We start from the raw sequence: 16,791 nt of genomic DNA on the forward strand, positions 1-16,791 counted from the left end.
GTTGCTGATTTTTAAATATTTTGATATTCTTTAAATTTTCCGTCACTCCAAAGATCTTCTAAATCATAATAATGTCTTGTCGCTTTGTCAAAAATATGGACTACTACATCAAAAAAATCGACCAATACCCACTTTGCTCCGATTTGACCTTCAGATCTTCCTTCTATACCTCCAAATTCAGATTTAACCCTTCTGTTAACATTATTGGCGATTGCCTTTATCTGAGTACTGCTCTCTCCTTCTGTAATAACAAAAAATTTGGCAGGAGCATCAGGGATATGTCTCAAGTCAATTTGTACAATGGCTTTTCCCTTTATATCCTGGATACTGTCAATTATTAAATCTAGAAATGCATTATCTTTAGCATCTCTTTGCGGAACTTCCCTAATGTTTCTTTCCAAAATTTAATTCTTTTTAATTTTTTGATGATCTAAATTGACGATAACATGCTCTTTGACTTTGATTTTATTCATGTGAAAGAAATAGACTCTACCAACAATTTTGCTCTAAATTACATAACAAAAACCAATCCAAAGGATGGTTTCTGCATATTTACTGACTATCAGACAGCAGGGAAAGGACAATATGGCAGACAATGGGAAAGTAATTCTGGGCAAAACCTATTATGTAGTATAATTTTAAAGCCAAGCAACTTAAAAATTGAAAACCTATTTGAACTACATGTAATAACCAGTTTGGCCATTTTTAAAACATTAAATGATTTATCAATTAAAGAGCTTAAGATTAAATGGCCAAATGACATTTTTGTTGGTAATAATAAAATAGCTGGAATTCTCATACAAAATGTAATACGTGGAACAAAATTAGTTTCAAGTATAATTGGAATAGGTATAAATGTAAATCAATTGCAATTCAACACAAATAATCTAGTGAGTTCAATCAAAAATGAAATAGGGAATGACATTGAAATAAGACCATTGCTTGCAATTTTACATAAAAATTTAATGTATTACAATGATATCCTAAAAAATACAATCCATGATCAATTACTTAAAGAATACAATGATCATTTATATAATAAAAATATGGAAATTCAATTTAAAACCAAAACGGATGAGCTTAGAAAGGGTCAATTGGTTGGAGTAAATACTATTGGTCAATTAATTATCTATACAGTTGATAAACTTCTAATATTTGACTTTGGCGAAGTAGATATTATCTATGTTAAGTAAAAAGTCCAATCCATTAAAATTGATTTATAACCATTGATGTACTTCCATCCCCTTGTTGTGATGTTTGCATAACCAATTTAGGAACACATAAGAATCCAACTAAATGTTCATTAGTAATAGCCCAAGGTAGAACATGATCAGCTGGAAAAATTAATGGCGTTTGTAATTCGATTATTTTTTTACATCCATAATTAGAAATAGCATAAGCATCCGCAAAATAATGATACCCAGCTCTCCTCAAATGTTTCGAAAACGGCTTACTATAATAATTCCAAATCATTTTATAATTAAATTTCATCAGTCCGAAAAAATGTTGAAAACTATAAAAACATTGTTTTAAAAAAGTGCCTAAATGATTCTTTTCATTCTTATCATAGTCTAAATATAGTATATCCCATTTCTTTGGAATTTCATTCATCATTTGATTGAGCTTTTCTAATGTTCCTTTTTTAAGAATGATATCGTCTTCAAGAATGAGTACATTTGAATAACCTTTTTCAATTATTTCTTTATAAATCAAGTAATGACCTTGTGCACACGCAAGCTCACCTAAACTCATTGACTTACTAAATCTTTCCATGGATATAGCCTTTTTTTCATCATAAAAACCTAAAGCTATCCAATCCTGTTTCTTTATTTGATTTTTATTAACCCCATAAAAAAAACTAAATGCGACATCACTTAATTGCGTTTCAATAAGCTTTTGTCTTTCTTTAGAAGAATCAATTGTTAATACAAAAATATGATCAAAATATTTATTGAATATATGCTTTGATTCTGGTGTGTCTGCCATAATTACATATTTTAATATTTTTACCTAAATTATGATGCCATTAATCATAATAAAAACGTAATATTACAAAAAATTATCTCTATGAAATGGTTTGCTGCTATAGTATTTTTTCAAATTCATTTAATTAATTTATCATCACAAATTTTAATTAATGAATTAAGTAGTACTAATAATAAATGGATTAGCGATGAAGACAACGAATACCCCGACTGGATAGAATTGTACAATGCATATGATACTTCTGTTAATTTAATAAATTGGAGTTTTAGTGATTCTCCTTTACCAAATAAATGGGTTTTTCCAAATGTAACTATACCAAGTAATTCACATTTATTAGTTTTTGCTTCCGGTAAAAACAAGAATGAAATAACCAATAATTCTAATCTTGACCATTGGGAAACAGCTATATTTGAAAATGATACATTTAGTTATTTTGTTGGAACGCATGAACCACCCTCTAATTGGTACAAATTAAATTTTGATAATTCATCTTGGATGAAAGGGATTGGAGGCTTTGGCTATGGAGACAATGATGATCAAACATTGATTCCAGATAAATCACTAAGCGTATTTTATAATAAACAATTTTTAATTCAAGATACTTCTAATATAAGCCAAGCTATATTAAGTATGGATTACGATGATTCATTTGTAGCCTATCTGAACGGAATCGAAATAGCAAGAAACAATATTGTTGGGTCTCCTGTTTCATTTGATGATCTTTCAACAACTGATCATGAAGCGGTTATTTATTCCGGTGGCATCCCAGAAACTTTTAAAATCAACACAAGTCTTTTAAAATCAATACTTAATTTAGGCAAAAACGTACTCTCCATTCAAATTAATAATTCAAGTGTGACTTCTAGCGATCTCAGTGGTAGAACCTGGTTGCATTTTGGAATCAAATCATCAAATACCTATTTTAAAAATAATCCAATCTGGTTTAAAAATTTAACCGATACTAATAAAATAAAATACCTTCATACAAATTTTAAAATTAAGTTTGATGAAATTATATCATTATTTGATAATAATAATAATCTAGTTGACAGTATACGATCAAATGCACAATTTGGGCAAAGTCGTTTAAGAATACCAGATGGTGGTAATTGGTGTTACACAGAAATACCAACTCCAAAACTTAGCAATTTTGGTGACTGTTTTAATTCATATTCTACAAGTCCCAACGTGACGCCAGGATCAGGTTTTTTTAAAAACAACATATCTATCGAAGTGATGTGTACAAATTGTTTCTACACATTAGATGGTTCGGATCCAACAACAAATTCTACACCATATAAAGGTCCAATCTCTATTTCTAAAAACACATTAATAAAAATTAGAAATTATGAATCTGGAAAACTACCAAGTAAAATTTTTATAGGAAGTTATTTTATTAATCAAAATACTAAGTTACCAGTTATTTCAATTTCTGCCGAACCAAGAAATCTATTTAATGATGGAACTAATGGTCCTGCAGTATATGATAAAGCTAGAGGTTTTACTCAATCCGATAAAACTACTTGTCACATTCAATATTTTGACACAAATCAAATTCTAAACTTCCAAGAAAATGCTAGTTTTACACCCGTTGGCAATTATTCATTAGACTTTGGTCAAAAGTCAATCCAGTTTATATTCGATGAAGATTATGGGGCGACGGACGAAGAAATACCAAATATATTTGCCTTTGACAAACCTCAATTAAATTCTTTGCATGGTTTCCGTATTAGAAATATGGATGATGATTGGGCAAGTACTAGAATGAGAGATTTAATAGCTAATAGAATGGGATTATTGACCTATTCTGGTTCTGCAGCATATCAAAATGTTGCTGTTTATATTAATGGCCAATATTGGGGTCATTATGCTGCACGAGAATTATTAGACAAATATTTTATGCGTGACAATTATGGAGCCAATCCAGACTCCGTAAATTTAATCAAAACAGCATATAGTGTTAAACCTGATTACTTTCCTGAAGAAGGAACAACACAATCCTTCTTTCAAATGAGTGATTTTATTATAAATTCCGATTTAAGTGATTCATCCAGTTTTTCTCTTGCAAATGCACAAATAGATATCGCAAATTGGGTAGATTATTTTGCCAATGAAATTTACAATAACAATCAAGATTGGTATCCATCAATTTATTTTAATAATATTCGTTTAGCTAATTCTTCTAAACCAAACATCAAATGGAAATTTATGTTATGGGATATGGGCGTTTCTCAAGGAAATGGTACTGGAGTAGAAGAAGATTTATTAACAACTTGTCTAGAATATCCTAATATTTCGAATAGATATACCAATATGATGAAATCCCTATTGAAAAATAAAGCATTTAAAAATTATTTTATTAATCGATTTGCAGATTTATTAAATGAGTTTTGGACTCCTACAAAAATAAACAATATTATTGAAATTAATGCTTCAGAAATAGCATCAGAAATCAATGCACAAAGAGTTAGATGGAATAGTTTAGATTCTTCTTCATGGAGATCAAATGTTATGTCTTTGAAGCAATTCCATGCATCAAGACCCACTTTTCAAAGAAACCATATACTCAAATATTTCAAACTAAAAAATCAGGTTGAAATTACTTTAGATGTTTTTCCCAAAGAAGCTGGAGTTATTAAAGTATCCACTATTATTCCTGAAAAATTACCTTGGAAAGGTATTTACTTTAACGGCAATCCTGTTGAAATTAATGCAATTCCTAATCCAGGATATACCTTTTCACATTGGTCATCAAATGGAATAATAATTGATACATTGAGTCATTCAATGAACTTAGATATAAGTCATAATGCTCTATTTAAAGCAAATTTTATTGGTTCTCACAATATTTTAGACCTTGAAATTTCAGAAATTAATTATAATTCAGACAGTACCATTTCAACTGGAGATTGGTTTGAACTGCATAATTTAACAAACTTTGATGCTGACCTGTCCGGATACTCTATCCAAGATGGAAGTTCAACCAATTCGTATAGTATTCCAAATAATACTGTTATCAAAAAAAATGATTTTCTAGTATTTTGTAGTGACTTGTCCAAATTTAAAATATATCATCCATCGTTAAATAATGTTGTTGGTCCTTTAGGATTTTCATTAAATAATCAATCTGATTCTATTATAATAAAAGATAGATTGAAAAATCAAATATTTTCAATGAATTATGTTGATTCTTTACCGTGGCCTTGTACGGCAGATGGATATGGCCGTACCTTAGAATTGAAAGCCGAAAAACAAAATCCAAATGATCCTAATTCATGGTTTGACGGGTGTATTGGAGGTTCCCCTGGTTCAGCTTATATGGTTTGTTTCGATTCTATTATTACAACTGAAATAAATTATAAATCCAGTTCTGTTAAAGATTGTGGCGATTGGATTGAAATATTTAATAATCTTCCAAACTTAATTGATTTAAGTAACTGGACTATAACAGATAGTCGATCAAACGAATATAAATTACCCAAGAATACAATAATCCCTTCCCATAAATATCTTGTTCTAGTTCAAGATATGCAAAAATTCAGAACCCTTTTTCCGTCTGTAAATAATACTTCTGGACCGTTTAATTTTGGACTAGATGGAAATGGTGATATTATACGATTCTTTAATGCAAATAATAAACTAATTTATTCCGTTTGCTTTGATGATAGTGCGCCATTTCCAAAAGAACCTGATGGTTTTGGTAACACTTTAGAATTAAAAGATTACAATGGTAATATAAATGATGGTTTAAATTGGTTTGCAGGTTGCCTTGGTGGTTCTCCGGGAGCAAAATATGATCCTAATTGTGGAACGGTTCTAACCATAAATCATTCAAAATCTGAACTCATTTTATCCCCAAATCCATGTTTTGATTACCTTCAAGTTTCTTGTGAAGATTCAAGAAAGTTTAGAAAAATAAATATTTATAATTCTATTGGATATTTAATGAAATCTATTGAAATTCAAAATTCTACTGTAAAGAATACTTCTATAGACCTTTCGAACTTTCCAAATGGATCATATTGGATTCAATGTATGACAGAAGATATGAAGATTTTGAATGATCACTTGATCATTCATGCAAAATAGAACTAAAAAGGTCACATCAATTGGTCGATAAAACTATTAATTTTATCTTAATATTTGTTTTGTTGATATAATTTAATGTTGTCATTTATTATAAAAAGTTACATTTGTCAAAAATTAAACAAATTATGAAAAAAATTTTATTGTTTCTTTTCCTTTCATTTTTAGGAATATCTTCTTCTCTATCAGCTCAAAATGTTGATGACATTATTAATAAGTATTTGAGTGCAGTTGGTGGTGTTGATAAATTAACCCAACTTAAATCGATTGTTATGGAGGGAAAAATTAACGCTAGCGGTGCGGAATTACCAGTAACCATGACAAGATCTAATTTAAAGGGATTTAGATTTGATATTAATGTAATGGGAATGACTGGATGGGTTATTATGACTCCAGATTCTGGATGGGTTTTTATGCCATTTCAAGGTCAAACGAAACCTGAAGCTATGCCTGGAGATGCTATCAAAGAAGGTGTGGATCAATTAGACTTATCAGGATCATTATGTAATTATAAAGCTAAAGGACATACCGTAGAGTATATTGGATTAGATGATGTAGAGGGGACAGAATGTCACAAATTAAAAGTAACTCATAAATCAGGTAATATTACTTACTTTTTAATTGATCCGGCTTCCAACTTTTTAGTTAGAACCATTACTAAGCAAAAAGCAGGAGGAAAGGAAATGGATATTATTAGTGATTTTAGTAACTATAAACCTGTTGATGGTGGCTTAATTTTTCCATTCACCATTGCAAGTCAAAATGGACCCATTGAATTCCAAAAAATAACAATTAACAGCGAAATTCCTGAAAATACATTTAAACCCATTAATTAATTTTATATAAAATTTATTAAAATCCCACCTTAAACTTCTGTTTTCGTGTGGGATTTTTTTCATAATTAGATTTTAAATTTATATTTTATGAAACCTATTTTTTTATTTCTTCTATTCCTTATTACGTCAAATTTAACATTTTCACAATCTAAAATAAATGGTTCTACATTTGGAAGTATGGAATCTAGGGCTCTAGGTCCTGGCACTATGAGTGGTCGTATAACGGCAATTGAAGGGGTTAATAAAGATGGAAAAACTATTTATGTAGGTACTGCTGGGGGCGGTATTTGGAAAAGCACTAATGCTGGTGCATCTTTCAAATCTATTTTTGATAAATATTGCCAATCAATAGGTGCTTTAGCAATTGACCAACTGAATTCAGACGTAATTTATGCGGGGACCGGGGAAAGCAATATGCGCAATTCGGTATCAATAGGTGTAGGACTATATAAATCCACAGATGCAGGAAATAATTGGGTAAAAATTGGTCTTGACAGTACTGAACACATTAGTAAAATTATAATTGATCCAAAAAATAGCAACACTTTATATGTAGCTGTTCCAGGACCATTATGGAATGATAGTAAACATCGAGGTTTGTATAAATCTACCGATGGAGGAAAGTCATGGAATAAAATTCTTTTCATAAATGAAAAAACAGGTTGTGCAGATATTGCAATTGACCCGATGAATCCAAATATAATTTATGCAACAACTTGGGAATTCAGAAGAAAGCCCTATTCTTTTAATTCTGGGGGGAAAGGAAGTGGTTTCTATAAATCTACTGATGGAGGAGTTACTTGGAAAAAAATTATAAACGGACTACCAACGGGTGAATTTGGTCGAATTGCCTTAGCTTTAGCACCTAGTGAACCGAATAATCTTATAGCTATTGTGGAATCAAATAATACGGGTTTGTTTATTTCATCTGATTATGGTGAAAGTTGGAAACAACAATCTGCTACCATGAATATTGTTTCAAGGCCATTCTACTTCTCTACAATAGTTATTGACCCGAAAGATGCTAAACGGGTATATCGACCTGCATTTACATTTTCATACTCTGATGACAGAGGATATTCCTTTAATGATGCCTCTAATGATGGAGGTTGGGTGCACTCTGATCACCATGCTTTATGGATAAATCCCAACAATACAAATCACATGTTTTTAGGAACTGATGGTGGGGTATACATTAGTAATGATAGGGGTGCAACATTTACATTTTGTCAAAATTTACCTGTGGGGCAATTCTATCATGTGGCAATTGATCATTGTCATCCATACAATATTTATGGTGGACTACAAGACAATGGAAGTTGGACAGCACCATCTGCAAAAGCTGGTGGAATTGGAAACGGCGACTGGAAAGGTATTTATTGGGGAGATGGTTTTTGGACTATTCCAGATTTAATAGATTCAACAATTGCATATGCTGAATATCAAGGAGGTAATGCTGCAAGAATAGATCTTAAAACAAATAAGTCATTTAGTATTCAACCTCAACAGACCTCATCAGAAGATAAATTGCGTTGGAATTGGAATACCCCATTAGTTAAGGGAAATAAAAATATAAACAATCTCTATATGGGAGCTCAATATCTTTTTATTTCAAAAGATCAAGGTAGAAATTGGACTAAAATATCTCCTGACCTGACAACAAATGATCCATCAAAACTTAAACAAGAGGAATCAGGTGGATTAAGCGCCGATAATACCAGTGCAGAAAACCATTGCACTATATTCACAATTTCAGAATCACCATTGGATGAAAAAATGATATGCATTGGTACTGATGATGGTAATATTCAAATGACACCCGATGCCGGTATTAATTGGTATAAACTTTCAGACAATTTCAAAAACCTAAATATTCCCCAACAAATTTGGGTTAGTAGTATTGCATTGTCACACTTCGATAAAAATACCATTTATGTTACTTTAGATAACCATATGTATGGAGATCATAATACGTATTTAATGAAATCTAGCGATGCTGGTAAATCTTGGGAACAAATTAAAAATAAAGAATTCACAGGGTTTGCACATAAAATTATTGAAGACCCAATACATAAAAATTTACTGTTTCTTGGAACTGAAATGGGATTATTCTGCAGTTTAGATGCAGGTTTAAGCTGGTTTAGAATGAAAAATAATTTCCCAGAATTTGCTTTAGTTAGAGATTTACAAATTCACCCAACAATGAATGCACTCATTATATGTACTCATGGCCGGGGTATCTTTATATATGATGATATTTCTATCATGCGAACCATGACTCAAGAAATATTGGACAAAGATGTTCACTTATTTTCACTCAACAAAATGATTTTAACTGATGGAACATTTGGAGGATCAAATCCATTCTCTGGAGGTTGGATAGCTCCAAATCCTGATGATTTAATACCGCTTCAATATTATTTTAAGGAACGTCCAATGAACGCAGAAGTAAAAATTGAAATACTTGATGCAAATAAAAAAGTAATTAAAATTATTCCTGCATCCAAAAGAAAAGGAGTAAATAAAGTTTTTTGGAATATGAGAATAAATCCACCTAAAGTTGCAGAAGGGGGCACAAAAATCGATTTTGGTGGTTTTGGATCTCCGCAAGTTTTACCAGGTAATTATTTTATTAAGTTATCTGTTGGAGCAAAAGAATTTGTTGAACCTTTCGAAGTAGTTCATATAGATCAAAAAGGATTTAATCTAGAAGATAGAAAATTACAATATGAAACTTCAATGAAGCTTTACAATATGCATGAGAATCTAGCTAAAACTGTTGAAGAAATAAATACAACACAAATAAAAATAAAAGAACTATTGCCCAAAATAACTAATTCAAAATATAAGAAATTACTAAATCTTTACTTTGAAGAATTAGAAAAATTAAGAACAACTTTACTTGCCGCTAAACAAAAATCCATTTTTGCCGATGAGAAAAAACTTAGAGAAGAAATATCTGATTGTTATGGTAATGTGATTGCTTCCGAACAAGCACCTTCCAATCTATCGATTGAACGAACGAAATCTCTTCAAATTCAAGTTAATCAAGCTCAAATCGACTTGGATAAAATTAAAACAAAATATGATAAATTTTTTAAAATCCAACAACAAAAACTTGAATTGAATAATGTTACTAGGTCTTAATTAAAAATTTATTCCTATTGAAAAATTAAAAGTTCTAGGAATTAGATTGATTTGCGCTCCTACAACTTTTTCATTTGATCCTTGATTTGGATTTTTTATTGGTAACGAATAGATATACTGCACATATTTAACATTTTCCCAATCAAACAAATTATATATTGATATTCCAATATGATAGTTAAATTTCTTTAGACTACCATAAAGTTGCAAATCCGTATCAATTCTTTTATAATCTGGTAAATAATTTATGGACTCTTTCACTGTCAAATCCCTTCTATCTTTATTAGATTGTATTAATGAAATATCTGTATATGGATGCCCGCTTCCGTAAACGTAAAATAAATTAATAAACCAATGACTATTCTTAAAACCACTACCCATTTTGACTTGATGCGTTCTAACAGCTTGAGAAGGAAAAAAAGTTCCTTTATTTAAACTGTCAAATGATTGGTAGCTTTTATTATAGCTATATGATAATGTCATACTAATTGCCTTCCATTTTCGGATAAGCTCTGATTCTGCGCCATAAGTTTCCTCAAGACCTGATAATATAATGTATCTTGGATTTGGAACTTGGCTACCAGGTTTTTGTACGAAAGTTGGAGTTACAAAAATGTGATTTGTGGCCCCTTTCAAAAATTTATTGTATATACTTAGATTGATGTTAAAGTATGAGTTTATCACTTTATAAAACAATTCACACTGATATGAAACTGGCACCTTATAAAGTTTTTCATCAGTTAATATATAATAATCAAATGGTCTTCCAAATCGATCTTCCTGAGTTGTTTGACTAAGAAATTGATGATACAGTCCAAAATTAATACCCAAAATACTTTTAGTATTTAATTTATAATTCAATGCTATTCTTGGATCGATATACATTTTATTTGTAATATTATAATAACATAATCTAATTCCTGTTCGAATTTCAATTTTTTGATGTGGTGTACTTAACAATTCAATAAATCCATTTTGATCTCTTGAATTATTAATCCTATTTCTATAAAATATTTTACCATCGGTTGCAAAACTTAAACTATCTGAATACCAATTACCTTCATAACCAAAATTAATCAACATCATTGAGTTAATGCTCAATGAATTTTTCAAGGTTAAATTTATCGAACTTAAACGATTAGAATTCTTATTGAATTGAGATGTTAATTTCGAAAAATTGCGATCAGTTTCAGTTAATGAAGAATTAATCATTTGATTAAAACTATATTTCGAAAAAGAAGTTGATAATGTTGTATAAATCTTTGAATTCCAAGTAAATTTAAATTGATTACTAATACCACTTGATTTCCATTTTATGAATTCACTAAAATTTTCGTTAAAGAATAGATTATTAACTTGATATTCATTTGTATACTCCGCTTTGTATTGATCTTCAATTTGAAGGTAACTCAATGAAAAATTTAACCTAGATGTAATATTTCCATAAACTTTTATAAAAATATCATAAAAATTACTTAGAGGGTTAATAGCAATTAATGATTGCTTTTCTCTATCTAATTGATTAATTTCACTCGAATTTTGCGCATTTTGAAATAACAAATTGGACACATTAGACTTACCTAAATTTTGATTAGAAAAGCGCGCACCTACCAACAATCCAAAATTACTATGAATTGGAATTTTGACATGTAAATTTGAATAGAGTAAATTTAAATCCACTCCACCGCCAATTTTATTTATGTCCGCCATGGATTTCATTTTGAGCAAGGAAGATGTTCTTCCACCATATTCAGCAGGAAAATAAGATTTATATAAATCAATATTTGACAAAATATTAGGATTTATTGCACTAAACAAACCATAGAAATGTTCAGCTTTGTATAAGGATATCCCATCTAATAATATCAAATGCTGATAATCATCAGAACCTCTAATGTTTAATCCTGAGGACAAATCATTTGTTGCATCAATACCGACTTCTCTCTTAAGGAAATTCATTACATCTTTTGAAACTTCAGGAATTTTAAACTGGTTTAATGTACTCTGATTCAATATTGAATGTTTATTTTTGAACATTATTGATTCTATAGCTTTTTCATTAATATTGACAGAATTTAACTTTTGGACAATTGGAATTAAATATATTTCGACTGTAGAATTCATATTATTAGTTAACTGAATTCTTTTAAGTTCATAGGATAAATATCTAAATTCCAACCAATTTTGATTGGATACTTTTGCAACACTGAACTCAAAATGTCCATGCTCATCAGAATTAACAGATATTCCATTGGGGAATAAAATTACAGACACATTTTCTAATGGCTCACCATTCCTTGAATTTCTAACTGTTCCATTAATCTTTAAATTGTTACTTTTAAGAAAATTCGTTTTATCCAGTTTTGATTTATCAATAGAAATTAAAAAATGGGAATTAGTTTGCTCCATTATTATAAATGGTGTTTGTTCAAATATTTTCTTCATACAATCATAAAATTCTATATTATAAAATTCCTTTGTGATTGTGAATTTGTTTAAATAATCCGGATCGTATGCAAATTGAATTTGATATTTCTTACTAATTTGTTCAATGACTTTATCAAGTTTAATCTCTTTAAAAGATTCTGTTATCTTTAGGTCAATAGGTTTTACTTGAGCACAAAGGTTAATGCCCACCATAAATAAAAAGAAAATGAAATAAGGAATCCTCATTAATTCCTATTGTTCAATAATTAAAGTGTCGTTCACCATTTGATACCTAAGTTGTAGCGGTTCACAAATAGATATCAATGCTTGCTGTAAATCCAATTTAGTGAAAAATCCGGTGTAATTTTTATTTTCAATTTCAACAGTAGTCTTAATATTTTTAATATCAAATTGTCTTTCTAACTCTTTTAATACACGTATCAATTTCGTTTCTTCAAAATAAAAATAGCCACTCTTCCATATTTGCTGTATTGAATTTTCTTTTTTAGTAATTTTTACTTCATCATGAAACATATTAATTTTATCACCAGGTAATAAAATATATTTTTTATAATTTCCCTTATAATTAACTGACACTTTTCCTGTAAAACATTCCACTTCTAAAATTGAATCTCTCGCATAAACATTAAAGGATGTACCTAAAACCTCAATCTCACCATACGGTGTTAAAACTTTAAATGTTGAACCTTTTACTACATTAAAAAATGCTTCACCTGAAAGATTAACAATTCTATTTTTTATAAAGTTTTTATCCTTAAAATTTACATTTGACTTTGCATTTATGTCTATTATAGAAAGATCAGGTAAAGTAACTGACTTAACTTCTGCATTAACCAATTCTACATGAATCGTGTTGCTACTATTTATAAAAAAATATACAATTAAAAATAAACTTGCAGCTATGGAAACAAGCCATGGAATAAACGTTGGTCGAAGAATCACTTTGAATATTGGTTGCTTTGGATCTACTGTAGATTCTATATGGTTCCAAATCTTATCCTTTTTAAGGTCAAGATTTGGTATTTTTTGATACTTCAACCCTAATAATATCATTTTAGCAGCATTGATATCATCCTTTTTCTCTGGATGTGTCAAAATCCATTCATCCCAATATTTTCCTTGCTCATCGTTCGGATTCATAACCCATTCTCTAAAAAGAGAATCTTCAATAAAATCTTCACATGTAAAATTTATATAATCTTTGTTCATTTTCCTATCATTCTGTAATCATTTGATATATAATTAAGAGTAAAATTTAACAAATTTGTACTGATAAAATAGAATATTATTACACTTAAAATCGTTAAATGTTCCTTTATTTTAATAATAGCCGTTGAAACCAAGTTTCTTACGGATTGATATTTTAAGTCCATAATTTTACTAATCTGCTCATAATCAAGACCTTCTTCAAATTTTAAATAAAGAACTTCTTGTTGTCTTTTAGATAATTTGGACACAGCTTGCTTAAGTTTAGAATTTTGTTCTTCGACAATTTCAGATGAAATTAAGCTATCTTCGAAATAACCAGCATCAAAATATTCTTCTATTTGTTCGTTTGAAGAATGCTTTTGGTAATCTTTTACAAGTTTAATGATTTTTCTCTTTATACATACAAACAAATAACTTTTAATTGAATCTGTTTCTGATAAGTTGGATTTGTATTTCCATAATTCGACAAATACATCTTGAATAGCATCTTCGACAATATCAGTATGTGTTACTAACCTTAATCCATATTGACACAAATTACTATAATGTTGGTCATATATAGATTTAAGGGCATTTTGATCTCCATTTTTTAGTCTGGTCCAAAGTTCTTGCTCTAACATATAACACAAAAATCCAAATAAGAATGCACTTTATTAAATTTTTTCAAAAATAAATATTTTAAATTGAGTACAAAAATTAAAATCAGTACTTATCCATTTGTAAGAATTATTTTATAACTTTTAAATATTATTATTATGACATTAATTAAAAATGGATTTTTATCAATTTTAGTACTTACATTAATAACTCTATTTTCTTCTTGTCAAAAGGAATTATTAAGTAGCGAGACAACAGAAGAATCAACAGATCTTGTAAGTAGAACAGTACCAGAACCAGGTAATTCATTAGGAAAACCTTGCTTTACTATTGTTTTTCCAGTTCAGGTTCAGCTACATGACGGAACAATTAAAGTGATTAACAATGAAGGTGTATTACGAGATTTAAATTTGAAAACTCGAAGACTTGCCCATAAGTTAAAATCAATCATTAATTTTGTTTTTCCATTTGAAGTTATATTAGATGATGGTACAAATTCTATTATTACAAATAAAGAAGAACTAAAATTACTTCTTGATTCTTGTAATCCTACAGATAAAAATCACCCAGATAAAACTCCGTGCTTTGAATTTGTATTTCCAATTACATTGAGTTTTGCTGATGGAACTACTCAATCTGCTACAAGTGCGGAAAATTTAGCCACTATATTGCGTGAATGGCATAAATTAAATCCAAAAGCAACTCAGAGGCCTTCATTTGTATTTCCTTTAGATGTTTTACTAGATAATGGCACTACTCAAACTATTAACAATCAAGAAGAATTAAATCAAATTGCTTCTAGATGCAAAGTAAAACGTGGAAATCCCAATCATACCGCACATTGCTTTGAACTACAATTTCCATATACTGTAACATTATCCGATGGTTCTGTTAAAAACATCAGTAGTGAATTAGATCTCCAGGAATTAAGAACAAATAAAGTAAGATTCAAACTTAATTTTCCTATTCAGGTCAAATTAATAGATAGTGGTGATTTAGTAATTATATCTTCAGTTGAAGAATTAAAAAGACTTCAACATAGCTGTAAATAAAATTAATCATTTATTGGAATAAATAAAAAAGAGATGTGTCTAGGCATCTCTTTTTTATTTAACCAAATTTAATAGTAATTATAATCATCTATTTGAAAAAGTTATACAAAATAAGTAATCATCATAATTTGGTATCCTATGATTATAAGCTTTTAGTCCTGCCACCATCCACGGGTAAATTGATCCCATTAATATAACTTGCTAAGGGTGATGCTAGGAATGCAACAACATTTGCTATTTCTATTGGTAAGGCAAATCTTTTCATTGGAATAGTATTTAACATTTGACTTGTTATTTCCGAAATAGATTTATTTTGTATATTTGACTCTTTCTCTATTATAGCTTCTAATCTAGATGTACGGGTGGCTCCAGGAAGCACATTGTTGACAGTAATATTAAATTGGCCTAATTCATTTGCTAAAGTTTTAGCCCAATTTGCAACAGCTCCTCTTATAGTATTAGAAACCCCTAGGTTATCCAATGGCTGCTTAACGGAGGTAGAAATAATGTTAATAATTCTTCCGTAAGATTGTTCCTTCATACAATCTAAAACACTTTGAACTAATATCTGATTGCAAATTAAATGTTGTCGAAACGCATTTTCAAACTGACTTGGTTCTGACAATATTGCTTTTCCAGCCGGGGGACCACCAGTATTATTAATTAATATATGTACTTTTAAGTCTTTCAATAAATTAGTCGCTTTAATTTTTAAATCTTCCGGGTCGTCAAAATCAACCATCAAAATTTGATGTTTTTGATTATTAACTGTTGAAAGTTCATCCTTACAGTTCTGTAGCAAATTGCTATCTCTTGCCAATAATACCACTGATGCTCCACATTCAGCCAATGATAATGCTATGGCCTTTCCTATACCTTTACTTGCACCGCAAACTATTGCGTTTTTATTACTTAGATCTATTGATATCATATATTTTATTTCACAATAAAGATACTACTTTTTATTAAAATTAGAATTTCAACTATGTCGACTAATTAAATAATTATACCTAAGTAAACAATAAAAATAAATACCAACTGGTTATCTTTACAAATGGGTCAACAAGTTTGGACATTCAATGATATTACAGGAACAAACTATACGATTGGTCTCTATCATGGTGAAGATTCTGGTCATGTTATTATATATCAGAATAACAATATTTTAATTATTGATTTCAATATATTTTATATAAAGCATTATCACTTTTATATAGGACACGAGCTTATGAAATTAAGCATTGTTCCAGATAATGATGAATTTGTATATCAACTTAATGTGGATACTGAATCGAACACACCTTATAATTTACAATTGAAGAAAAACAAGAAAGAGGAACAACAGATGATCATTATTGGTCAAATTGTGTTAATTATCTTTTTAATTGCTCTATTTACTTATAACTATTACTTCAGATATAAAAAATAAT

12 protein-coding genes are annotated in these 16,791 nt (G+C 29.4%); 6 read left to right on the top strand and 6 right to left on the bottom strand.

Annotated features, from left to right (window positions below):
• Positions 1 to 11: 11 nt before the first annotated feature.
• Positions 12 to 401, bottom strand: coding sequence for a ribosome silencing factor (gene rsfS / locus IPK88_05850; protein ID MBK8242927.1), 390 nt, complete (start codon positions 399 to 401; stop codon positions 12 to 14).
• A 45-nt stretch (positions 402 to 446) separates the two neighbouring features.
• Here rsfS and IPK88_05855 point away from each other — a divergent pair, with 45 nt between their 5' ends.
• A complete protein-coding gene (locus IPK88_05855; GenBank protein MBK8242928.1) occupies positions 447 to 1,193 on the top strand; it encodes a biotin--[acetyl-CoA-carboxylase] ligase in 747 nt (248 codons plus the stop codon).
• A 13-nt stretch (positions 1,194 to 1,206) separates the two neighbouring features.
• On the opposite strand, the gene IPK88_05860 is transcribed toward IPK88_05855, so the two are convergent.
• Entirely contained in the window at positions 1,207 to 1,986 is a 780-nt protein-coding gene (locus tag IPK88_05860; GenBank protein MBK8242929.1) for a glycosyltransferase family 25 protein, read from the bottom strand.
• A gap of 81 nt (positions 1,987 to 2,067) precedes the next feature.
• On the opposite strand from IPK88_05860, the gene IPK88_05865 reads away from it, so the two are divergent.
• The 3 genes from IPK88_05865 (at position 2,068) to IPK88_05875 (ending at position 10,055) form a co-directional block, all read left to right on the top strand.
• Positions 2,068 to 6,075, top strand: coding sequence for a lamin tail domain-containing protein (locus IPK88_05865; protein MBK8242930.1), 4,008 nt, complete (start codon positions 2,068 to 2,070; stop codon positions 6,073 to 6,075).
• Positions 6,076 to 6,200: 125 nt separating this feature from the next.
• A complete protein-coding gene (locus tag IPK88_05870) occupies positions 6,201 to 6,908 on the top strand; it encodes a hypothetical protein (protein ID MBK8242931.1) in 708 nt (235 codons plus the stop codon).
• Positions 6,909 to 6,995: 87 nt separating this feature from the next.
• Positions 6,996 to 10,055: a glycosyl hydrolase gene (locus IPK88_05875; GenBank protein ID MBK8242932.1), complete on the top strand. Its 3,060-nt coding sequence runs from the start codon at positions 6,996 to 6,998 to the stop codon at positions 10,053 to 10,055.
• Here the strand turns inward: IPK88_05875 and IPK88_05880 are convergent, their stop codons facing one another.
• From IPK88_05880 to IPK88_05890, 3 genes are read right to left on the bottom strand one after another with little or no spacing between them, the layout of a single operon-like run.
• Complete coding sequence (locus tag IPK88_05880) at positions 10,056 to 12,728, bottom strand: TonB-dependent receptor (GenBank protein ID MBK8242933.1); 2,673 nt, start codon at positions 12,726 to 12,728, stop codon at positions 10,056 to 10,058.
• A 6-nt stretch (positions 12,729 to 12,734) separates the two neighbouring features.
• Positions 12,735 to 13,712, bottom strand: coding sequence for a FecR family protein (locus IPK88_05885; protein ID MBK8242934.1), 978 nt, complete (start codon positions 13,710 to 13,712; stop codon positions 12,735 to 12,737).
• Positions 13,709 to 14,332: a sigma-70 family RNA polymerase sigma factor gene (locus IPK88_05890; protein ID MBK8242935.1), complete on the bottom strand. Its 624-nt coding sequence runs from the start codon at positions 14,330 to 14,332 to the stop codon at positions 13,709 to 13,711. Before IPK88_05890 ends, IPK88_05885 begins: the two co-directional genes overlap by 4 nt.
• A 135-nt stretch (positions 14,333 to 14,467) precedes the next feature.
• Between IPK88_05890 and IPK88_05895 the strand changes: the two genes are divergently transcribed.
• Positions 14,468 to 15,361, top strand: coding sequence for a hypothetical protein (locus IPK88_05895; GenBank protein MBK8242936.1), 894 nt, complete (start codon positions 14,468 to 14,470; stop codon positions 15,359 to 15,361).
• A 142-nt stretch (positions 15,362 to 15,503) separates the two neighbouring features.
• Here IPK88_05895 and IPK88_05900 read toward each other — a convergent pair whose 3' ends face one another.
• Positions 15,504 to 16,289, bottom strand: a complete 786-nt coding sequence (locus tag IPK88_05900) for an SDR family oxidoreductase (protein ID MBK8242937.1) — start codon at positions 16,287 to 16,289, stop codon at positions 15,504 to 15,506.
• A 126-nt stretch (positions 16,290 to 16,415) separates the two neighbouring features.
• On the opposite strand from IPK88_05900, the gene IPK88_05905 reads away from it, so the two are divergent.
• Positions 16,416 to 16,790, top strand: coding sequence for a hypothetical protein (locus tag IPK88_05905; GenBank protein ID MBK8242938.1), 375 nt, complete (start codon positions 16,416 to 16,418; stop codon positions 16,788 to 16,790).
• Position 16,791 lies beyond the last annotated feature (1 nt).

Source organism: Candidatus Defluviibacterium haderslevense (assembly GCA_016712225.1).
Classification (GTDB): domain Bacteria; phylum Bacteroidota; class Bacteroidia; order Chitinophagales; family Saprospiraceae; genus Vicinibacter; species Vicinibacter haderslevensis.